Here is an 8,443-nt window from a genome sequence, read left to right on the forward strand (position 1 = left end):
GGCGAGACCTTGTTCTTGACGACCTTGACCTTGGTCTCGTTGCCGATGACCTCCTCGCCCTTCTTGATCGAGCCGATGCGGCGGATGTCGAGCCGGACCGAGGCGTAGAACTTGAGCGCATTGCCGCCGGTGGTGGTTTCCGGCGATCCGAACATGACGCCGATCTTCATGCGGATCTGGTTGATGAAGATCACCATCGTGTTGGTGCGGCTGATGACCCCGGTGAGCTTGCGCAACGCCTGGCTCATCAGGCGCGCCTGCAGGCCGGGGAGCGAATCGCCCATCTCCCCCTCGATCTCGGCTTTGGGCGTGAGCGCGGCGACGGAGTCGATGACGACGAGGTCAAGCGAGCCGGAGCGGACCAGCGCGTCGACGATCTCGAGCGCCTGCTCGCCGGTGTCGGGCTGGCTGATCAGGAGCTCCTGCAGGTTGACGCCGAGCTTCTGCGCGTACTGCACGTCGAGTGCGTGCTCGGCGTCGATGAAGGCGCAGGTGCCGCCGAGCTTCTGCATCTCGGCGATGACCTGGAGCGTGAGCGTGGTCTTGCCCGACGACTCCGGCCCGTAGATCTCGACCACCCGGCCGCGCGGCAGGCCGCCGACGCCGAGGGCGATGTCGAGCCCGAGCGAGCCGGTGGAGACGACCTCGATGTCGTCGATGACCTCGCCCTCTCCGAGCCGCATGATCGCGCCCTTGCCGTGCTGCTTCTCGATCTGCGCGAGCGCGGCCTGCAGGGCCTTGGCTTTTTCGGTGTTGAGGCTCTTGACGGGCATGTCCATGGGCGGTCTCCTGAGGGGTGGGTGATTATCCGCAAAGGCTGGATGTTTGTACAGTAGCAAACCCGGCCTCGTCGCGCTTTCCCCTCGATGGGCGGGAGCGGCCCCTCCGAGGGGTCCCCCGCCTGCGCAGACTCAGGTCTGTACCTGGCGGCGGTTCTTGGCGATCGACATCAGGATGCCGAGGCCGAGGCCGAGCGAGACCATCGCCGTGCCGCCGTAGCTGATGAAGGGCAGGGGCACGCCGACGACCGGCAGGATGCCGCTCACCATCCCCATGTTGACGAAGGCGTAGGTGAAGAAGCTGAGCGTGATGGCGCCGGCGAGCAGGCGGGTGAAGACCGTCGGCGCCTCGGCGGCGATCATCAAGCCGCGGAAGATGAGGAACACGAAGCCGAGGAGCAGGCCGATGCAGCCGGCCAGCCCGAACTCCTCGGCCAAGGCGGCGAAGACGAAGTCGGTGGTGCGTTCGGGGATGAACTCGAGGTGCGTCTGGGTGCCCTTCATGAAGCCCTTGCCGGTCATCCCGCCGGAGCCGATCGCGATCTCGCCCTGGATGATGTGGAAGCCCTTGCCGAGCGGGTCCTTGGTCGGATCGAGCAGGGTGCAGACGCGGTTCTTCTGGTAGTCGTGCAGGAGCGGCCACTTGACGTCCGGCTGGCAGATCTTCTCCTCCGAGACGACGACGGCGGTGATCCCGGCGGCGCCGATCAGGAGCACCGGGATGATCAGCCGCCAGGGCAGCCCGGCAAAGAAGATCACGTAGAGGCCGGCCGAGAGCACCAGGATCGACGTGCCGAGGTCGGGCTGCTTGATGATCAGGCCGACCGGCACGAGGAGGATCAGCGCGGCGATGAGGAAGTCGAGGCTCCGCAGCTGGCCTTCGCGGCGCTGGAACCACCAGGCGAGCATCAGCGGCATGGCGATCTTCATGATCTCGCTGGGCTGGATCGTGATGCCGATGTGCAGCCAGCGAGTGGCGCCCTTCTTGCTGATCCCGAGCCCGGGCAGCGCCGTCGCGATCAGCAGCGCCAGCCCGAGCAGGTAGAGGGGAATGGCCAGTCGCATCAGGTGCTGCGGCGGCACCTGGGCCACGACGAACAGGACCGCCAGGGCCAGGAGCATATTGCGGCCGTGGTCGACGAAGCGCGTCCCATGGTCGAAGCCGGCCGAGTACATGGTGATGAGCCCCGCCCCGCCGAGCAGGACGATGGCGGCGACGAGCGGACCGTCGAAACCGGTCCAGATCGGGCGGACGCGTTGCCAGAAGCCTGGCTGGTCGAAGACGGCGCTCACTGCAGCTGGGTGCGCGACACGATCTGCTCGCGCCCCGGCCCGGGGCCCTGCACCGTGCTCGCGCCGTCGACGGTCACGCCGCGCAGCGGCACCGAGTCGATCGGCCGCGGCACGCCGACCGGCGCCGTCGCCTGGCCGAGCCGGGTGGCGGCGATGTCGGCCTCGCTCGGGTACACGCCGGACAGGACGTAGTCGAGCACGCGGCGGGCGATCGGCGCCGCATTGGCGCCGCCGAAGCCGGCGTTCTCGACGACCAGGGCGAGGGCCACCCGCGGCGAGTCGAGCGGCCCGAACGCGGTGTAGAGGGCGTGGTCGCGGTGCCGCTCGTCGATCTTCGAAGCGTTGTACTTCTCGCCGGCCTTGATGGCGATGACCTGGGAAGTACCCGTCTTGCCGCCCGACTTGTAGGGGGCGTTCACGAACGAGCGGGCGGACGTGCCCTCCTGCGTCACGCCATACATGGCGTTGTGGATGACGGCGACGTGCTCCGGCTTCCACGGCAGGGGCTCGAGCTCCATGAGCGGCAGCGGCTTGACGCTGCGGCTGTCGTATTGCTCGATGCGCCGCACGAGGTGCGGCGTGAAGCGCTTTCCGCCGGCAGCGATGGCGGCCTGCGCCTGCGCCATCTGCAGCATCGTGAAGTTGTTGTAGCCCTGGCCGATGCCGAGCGAGATCGTTTCGCCGGCGTACCACTTCTGCTGTTCCTTCTTGCGGTAGCTGGTCCGCTTCCACTCGGTCGAGGGCAGCGTTCCCTTCAGCTCGCCCTGCAGGTCGATGCCGGTCGGGCGGCCGAGGCCTAGGGTGGCCATGAAGTCATGGATGGCATCGACGCCCATCTCGCTGGCGAGCACGTAGTAGTAGGTGTCGCACGACTGCACGATCGACTTGTACATGTCGACGGTGCCGTGGCCGCCTTCCTTGTCGTCGCGGAAGCGGTGGTTGCCGAAGTTGAAGTAGCCGGGATCGGAGATCGACTGCTGCGGCGTCCTCTTGCCGGAGGTGAGCGCGGCCATCGCCATGAAGGGCTTGTAGGTCGACCCGGGCGGATAGGTGCCGCGCATCGCCCGGTTGAGGAGCGGCTTGTCGGGCGACTCGTTGAGCGCCTTCCAGTTGTCGAAGTCGATTCCGTCGACGAACAGGTTCGGATCGAAAGTCGGCTTGCTGACGAAGGCAAGGATCTCCCCGTTGCGCGGGTCGAGCGCGACCAGGGCGCCGCGCCGGTCGCCGAACAGGTCCTCCACCAGCGCCTGCAGGCGGATGTCGATCGACAGGACCAGCGCGTTGCCGGGCGTCGCCGGACTGGCACGGAGGCGCCGCACGGCGTGGCCGCCTGCCGTCTGCTCGACCTCCTCGAAGCCGGTCAGGCCATGCAGCTCGCTTTCGTAGCTCTGCTCGACGCCGAGCTTGCCGATGTACTCGGTGCCCCGGTAGTTGGAGAGGTCCTCTTCGGACCAGTTCTCGTCCATCTCCTTCTTCTTGCCTGCGTTGATGCGGCCGATGTAGCCGATCAGGTGGCTGCCGATCTCGCCGAGCGGGTAGCTGCGGAAGAGGCGCGCCTTGATGTCGACGCCGACGAACCGGTAGCGCTGGGCCGTGAAGCGGGCGACCTCCTCGTCCGTGAGCTTGGTGCGGATCGGCACCGATTCGAAGTTCCTGTTCTCGTCGAGGAGACGGCGGAAGCGCTTGCGGTCGCGGGCGGTGATCTCGACGAGCTCGCCGAGCTGGTCGATCGTCTCGTCCAGATCGCCGACCTTGGCCGGCGCGATCTCCAGCGTGTAGGCGGAGTAGTTGTTGGCGAGGACGACGCCGTTGCGGTCCAGGATCAGGCCGCGGTTGGGGGCTATCGGGACCACGGCGATGCGGTTGTTCTCCGCCTGCGTCGACAGCTCTTCGTGCCGGGCCACCTGCAGCCACGACAGCCGGGCGGCGAGCAGACCGAAGGCGAAGACGACGAACAGCGCTGCGGCGAGCACGCGCAGGCGAAAGCGCGAGAGCTCCTGCTCGGTGTTGCGAAGCTCGGTCAAGGGGCGGCTCTCACAGCGGTCGGTTCTCGTCGCGGTCGGGGGCGCGGCGCTGCGGCGCGAGCAGGAGCCAGGTCGTGACCGGCCAGAGCAGGGCCTGGAACACCGGGGCCAGGATCAGCTCCCAGCCCGGAAACATGCCCCCGGAGACGACGCGCACGATCAGCGACACCGCCTGCGCGGCCAGGAAGAGCGGCAGGATCTGCACGGCCTGCGACGGCACCGTGAACCACAGCAGGCGCCGGTGGATGGTGACGGCGAAGTAGCTGAGCAGGGTGTAGGCGAGCGCGTGCTGGCCGAGCACGGCGCCGCTGTGCACGTCCATGAGCAGGCCGAAGGCGAAAGCGACGCCGACGCCGACCCGGCGCGACTGGTGCACGTTCCAGAAGACGAGCACGAGGGCGACGAAGTCGGGCAGGGCCGGCACGCGGCCGAGCGGCACCACGTTGAGCACGAAGGCGATCGCCAGCGTCGACCAGATGAAGAGCGGGCTGACTGGCATCAGCAGCTGGTCGGCCCGGCGCGCCATGATCATTTGCGCGGCCCCTTCTTGCCCGCACCCTTGGTCGCCGCGGCCGGCTCGGATGCTGCCTGCGGCCGTGGCGGCAGCTGCACGCCGGTCGGCTCGAGGACGAGGACGTGGCGGACGCCGTCGGCCACGGCCGTCGGGGCCAGGGTGATGCGCGCGAAGCCGGAGTCGACCTTGCGGTCCACCGCCGTGACCTTGGCCACTGGCAATCCTGCCGGGTACACGCCGTCGATGCCCGAGGTGATGAGCACGTCGCCGACCTGGACGTCGGCGTTGCCAGCCATGAAGCGCATCTCCAGAGGGCCGCCGGCCCCGGTGACGCCGCCGAAGGCGGCGCTGCGCACCTGGGTGCGGCTGTTCAGGACCGGGATGGCGGCATCGCGGTCGATCAGCAGCGTGACTTCGGAGGAATGCAGGTAAACGCGCGTCACCTGGCCGAGCACGCCGGCTTCGTTGATGACCGGCGAGCCGGGAGCCACGTTGTGCGCGACGCCGCGATCGACGATGACCTTGCGCGAGTAGGGGTCGGCCGCCTCGTAGAGCACCTCGGCCGCCTGCGCGCGCACGTTCAGCGTCGGCCGCAGCTCGAGCAGGGCGCGCAGGCGCGTGTTCTCCTGCGCCAGGTGATCGGCGCGCAGGGCGCGCTCGGCCTGCCGGGTAAGGTCGCTGCGCGCCGCCTGCTCGGCGGCGAGGGCGCTGGAGAGGCCCGTGAAGTAGTCGCGCCCGCCCGCCATCACCTCGACCGGCACGAGCAGCGTCCGCTGCAGCGGGTACAGCAGGGTCGCGACCATGGCCCGCACCGATTGGGTCAGGGTGAAGCGGGCGTCGGCGACCATCAGGAACAGCGCCAGGGCGGAGCAGAACGAGAGCTTGGTGAGAGCCGAGGGGCCCTGGCGAAAGAACGGCGGCGGCGTGCGATCGAGGGTGCCGAGCGCCATCTGCCTGCCGCCGCTCAGATCATTCCGAGGTGAAGATCGACCCGAGCCGCTCCATCCGCTCGAGCGCCATGCCGCAGCCCCGGACGACGCAGGTGAGCGGGTCTTCGGCGACCAGGACGGGCAGGCCCGTCTCCTCGGCGAGCAGGCGGTCGAGATCGCGCAGGAGCGCGCCGCCGCCGGTGAGCATCATGCCGCGCTCGGCGATGTCGGCGCCGAGCTCAGGCGGGGTCTGCTCGAGCGCGTTCTTGACGCTCGAGACGATCTGGTTCAGCGGGTCGGTCAGCGCCTCGAGGATCTCGTTCGACGAGATCGTGAAGCTGCGCGGCACGCCTTCGGAGAGGTTGCGGCCCTTGACCTCGATCTCCTTGACCTCGGAGCCGGGAAAGGCCGAGCCGATGCTCTTCTTGATGCTCTCGGCCGTCGGCTCGCCGATCAGCATGCCGTAGTTGCGACGGATGTAGTTGATGATGGCTTCGTCGAACTTGTCGCCGCCGACGCGCACGCTGCCCTTGTAGACCATGCCGCCGAGCGAGATGACGCCGACCTCGGTGGTGCCGCCGCCGATGTCGACGACCATGGAGCCGCTCGCCTCGCTCACCGGCAGGCCGGCGCCGATCGCCGCCGCCATCGGCTCCTCGATCAGGTACACGTCGCTGGCGCCGGCGCCGAGCGCCGACTCCCGGATGGCGCGGCGCTCGACCTGGGTCGAGCCGCAGGGGACGCAGATGATGATGCGCGGGCTCGGCCTCAGGACGGACCGCGGGTGGACCATCTTGATGAACTGCTTGAGCATCTGCTCGGTGACGGTGAAGTCGGCGATGACGCCGTCCTTCATGGGCCGGATGGCCTCGATGTTGCCCGGCACCTTGCCCAGCATGGCCTTGGCTTCGGTGCCGACGGCCTGGATGGTCTTCTTGCCGTTGGGCCCGCCTTCGTGGCGGATCGCGACGACGGAAGGCTCGTCGAGGACGATGCCTTTGCCGCGCACGTAGATCAGCGTGTTGGCGGTGCCAAGGTCGATGGCAAGGTCCGTCGAGAAATAGCGACGAAAGGATCCGAACATATTGAGAGGTGATGGCGTCCCGGCGGAACTTCAGGCGACGAAGATCGATGACGCCGAGCCCTTCGCAGCGGCGACGAGGGCTGTGAATTAACCGAAGATAATAACGCAAGCCCCGCACGATTTCGATGCCGCAGAGGGTCGATTTCCACACGGTTGCGCTTCTGCCTTCGCCTCCATTCCCATGGCCCTGACCCCCTCCGATGTGCGCCGCATCGCCGACCTCGCCCGCCTCGACCTCGGCAGCGACGAGGAAGCGCGCATGCTCGATCAGCTGAACAGCTTCTTCCGCATCGTCGAGCAGATGAGCGCCGTCGACACGAGCGGCGTCGAGCCGCTGTACACGCCGCTGGCCGCCGTCGCCGACGCGCACCTGCGCCTGCGCGACGACGTCGTGACCGAGACGGTCGAGCGCGCCGCCAACCAGCGCAGCGCGCCGGCCACGCACGCCGGGCTCTATCTCGTGCCCAAGGTCATCGAGTGATGGCCGGGTGGCATGGCCTCGGCGTCGCCGAGCTCGGCCAGGCACTCGGCCGAGGCGAGGTCTCGAGCGTCGAGCTGACGACGCACTTCCTCGCCCGCCTCGGTGTCGACGAGCTCGGCGTCGCGCTCGCCGTCGACGCCGAGGGCGCCCTCGCCGCGGCGCGAGCCGCCGACGCGCGCCGGGCCGGCGGCGACGCCGGACCGCTGCTCGGCATTCCGCTCGCGCACAAGGACGTCTTCGTCACCCGCGACCACGCCACGACCGCCGGCTCGCGCATGCTCGCCGGCTACCGCAGCCCGTTCGATGCGACGGTCGTGGCGCGCCTCGGCGAAGCCGGCGCCGTGACCCTCGGCAAGCTCAACTGCGACGAATTCGCGATGGGCTCGAGCACCGAGAACTCCGCCTGGCAGCTCACGCGCAATCCGTGGGACCCGACCCGCGTTCCCGGCGGCTCCTCGGGCGGCTCCGCGGCCGCGGTCGCGGCACGCTTGCTGCCGGCCGCCACCGGCACCGACACCGGCGGCTCGATCCGCCAGCCGGCCAGCTTCTGCGGTGTCACCGGCATCAAGCCGACCTACGGCGTCTGCTCGCGCTACGGGATGATCGCGTTCGCCTCCAGCCTCGACCAGGCCGGCCCGCTGGCGCACAGCGCCGAGGACTGCGCCATCCTGCTCGGCGCGATGAGCGGCTTCGATGCGCGCGACTCGACCAGCGCGGAGCGGCCGCCGCAGGATTTCCGCGCCACGCTGGCCCGCAGCCGCGACGGCGCAACGGCGGCGCGCCCGCTCGAAGGCCTGCGCATCGGCGTGCCGGCGGAGTTCTTTCCCAAGGCCCTGGCCGGCGACGTCGAGGCGGCCCTGCGCAGCGCGCTCGGCGAATTCGAGCGCCTCGGCGCCCGTCTCGTCGATGTCCGCCTGCCGCGCACCGAGTTGTCGATCCCGGTCTATTACCTGATCGCCCCGGCCGAGGCGTCGTCGAACCTGTCGCGCTTCGACGGCGTCCGCTACGGCCACCGCGCCGCGCACTTCGAGGACCTCCTCGGCCTGTACAAGGCCAGCCGCAGCGAAGGCTTCGGCGCCGAGGTGAAGCGCCGCATCATGATCGGCACCTACGTCCTCTCGCACGGCTACTACGACGCCTACTACCTGCAGGCGCAGAAGCTCCGCCGCATGATCGCCGACGACTTCCGGCAGTGCTTCCGCGACTGCGACCTGATCGCCGGCCCCGTGGCGCCGACCGTCGCCTGGCCGCTCGGCGACAAGGCCGAGGACCCCGTCGCCGCCACCTCGCCGACATCTTCACCCTGCCCGCGAGCCTTGCCGGCATCCCCGGGATGAGC

At 69.1% G+C, this 8,443-nt stretch carries 7 protein-coding genes and 1 pseudogene; 2 read left to right on the forward strand and 6 right to left on the reverse strand.

Going from position 1 to position 8,443, the window contains the following annotated elements; genetic code table 11:
* The 6 genes from recA to AC30N0_RS03560 all read right to left on the reverse strand — a co-directional run.
* A partial coding sequence (gene recA / locus AC30N0_RS03535) for a recombinase RecA (protein WP_489516554.1) occupies nucleotides 1-779 on the reverse strand: 779 nt, incomplete at its 3' end.
* A 132-nt stretch (nucleotides 780-911) separates the two neighbouring features.
* Nucleotides 912-2,072 carry a rod shape-determining protein RodA gene (gene rodA, locus AC30N0_RS03540; RefSeq protein ID WP_489516555.1) on the reverse strand — a complete coding sequence of 387 codons (1,161 nt, stop codon included), beginning with the start codon at nucleotides 2,070-2,072 and terminating at the stop codon, nucleotides 912-914.
* Complete coding sequence (gene mrdA, locus AC30N0_RS03545; RefSeq protein WP_489516556.1) at nucleotides 2,069-4,096, reverse strand: penicillin-binding protein 2; 2,028 nt, start codon at nucleotides 4,094-4,096, stop codon at nucleotides 2,069-2,071. The genes rodA and mrdA overlap by 4 nt, the downstream gene beginning before the upstream one ends.
* Before the next feature lie 10 nt (nucleotides 4,097-4,106).
* The gene (gene mreD / locus AC30N0_RS03550) at nucleotides 4,107-4,628 is read right to left on the reverse strand and encodes a rod shape-determining protein MreD (protein ID WP_489516557.1); all 522 of its coding nucleotides are present in this window, start codon (nucleotides 4,626-4,628) and stop codon (nucleotides 4,107-4,109) included.
* Nucleotides 4,625-5,560: a rod shape-determining protein MreC gene (mreC, locus tag AC30N0_RS03555; RefSeq protein WP_489516558.1), complete on the reverse strand. Its 936-nt coding sequence runs from the start codon at nucleotides 5,558-5,560 to the stop codon at nucleotides 4,625-4,627. Before mreC ends, mreD begins: the two co-directional genes overlap by 4 nt.
* Nucleotides 5,561-5,579: 19 nt before the next feature.
* Complete coding sequence (locus AC30N0_RS03560; protein WP_489516559.1) at nucleotides 5,580-6,623, reverse strand: rod shape-determining protein; 1,044 nt, start codon at nucleotides 6,621-6,623, stop codon at nucleotides 5,580-5,582.
* A gap of 181 nt (nucleotides 6,624-6,804) precedes the next feature.
* On the opposite strand from AC30N0_RS03560, the gene gatC reads away from it, so the two are divergent.
* Together gatC and gatA are read left to right on the forward strand one after the other, a co-directional pair.
* Nucleotides 6,805-7,104 (forward strand): Asp-tRNA(Asn)/Glu-tRNA(Gln) amidotransferase subunit GatC, encoded by a 300-nt coding sequence (gene gatC, locus AC30N0_RS03565; RefSeq protein WP_489516560.1) that lies wholly within the window; start codon nucleotides 6,805-6,807, stop codon nucleotides 7,102-7,104.
* Nucleotides 7,104-8,443, forward strand: a pseudogene (gene gatA, locus AC30N0_RS03570) (Asp-tRNA(Asn)/Glu-tRNA(Gln) amidotransferase subunit GatA); the annotation flags it as partial. The gene gatC and the pseudogene gatA, both read left to right, overlap by 1 nt.

It is taken from the genome of Rhizobacter sp. (genome assembly GCF_031412495.1).
Classification (GTDB): domain Bacteria; phylum Pseudomonadota; class Gammaproteobacteria; order Burkholderiales; family Burkholderiaceae_C; genus Schlegelella_A.

Coding starts and splice junctions, on each gene's coding strand:
- mreD (WP_489516557.1), bottom strand. CDS start 4,628: ATGATCATGGCGCGCCGGGCCGACCAGCTGCTGATGCCAGTCAGCCCG.
- mreC (WP_489516558.1), bottom strand. CDS start 5,560: ATGGCGCTCGGCACCCTCGATCGCACGCCGCCGCCGTTCTTTCGCCAG.
- AC30N0_RS03560 (WP_489516559.1), bottom strand. CDS start 6,623: ATGTTCGGATCCTTTCGTCGCTATTTCTCGACGGACCTTGCCATCGAC.
- gatC (WP_489516560.1), top strand. CDS start 6,805: ATGGCCCTGACCCCCTCCGATGTGCGCCGCATCGCCGACCTCGCCCGC.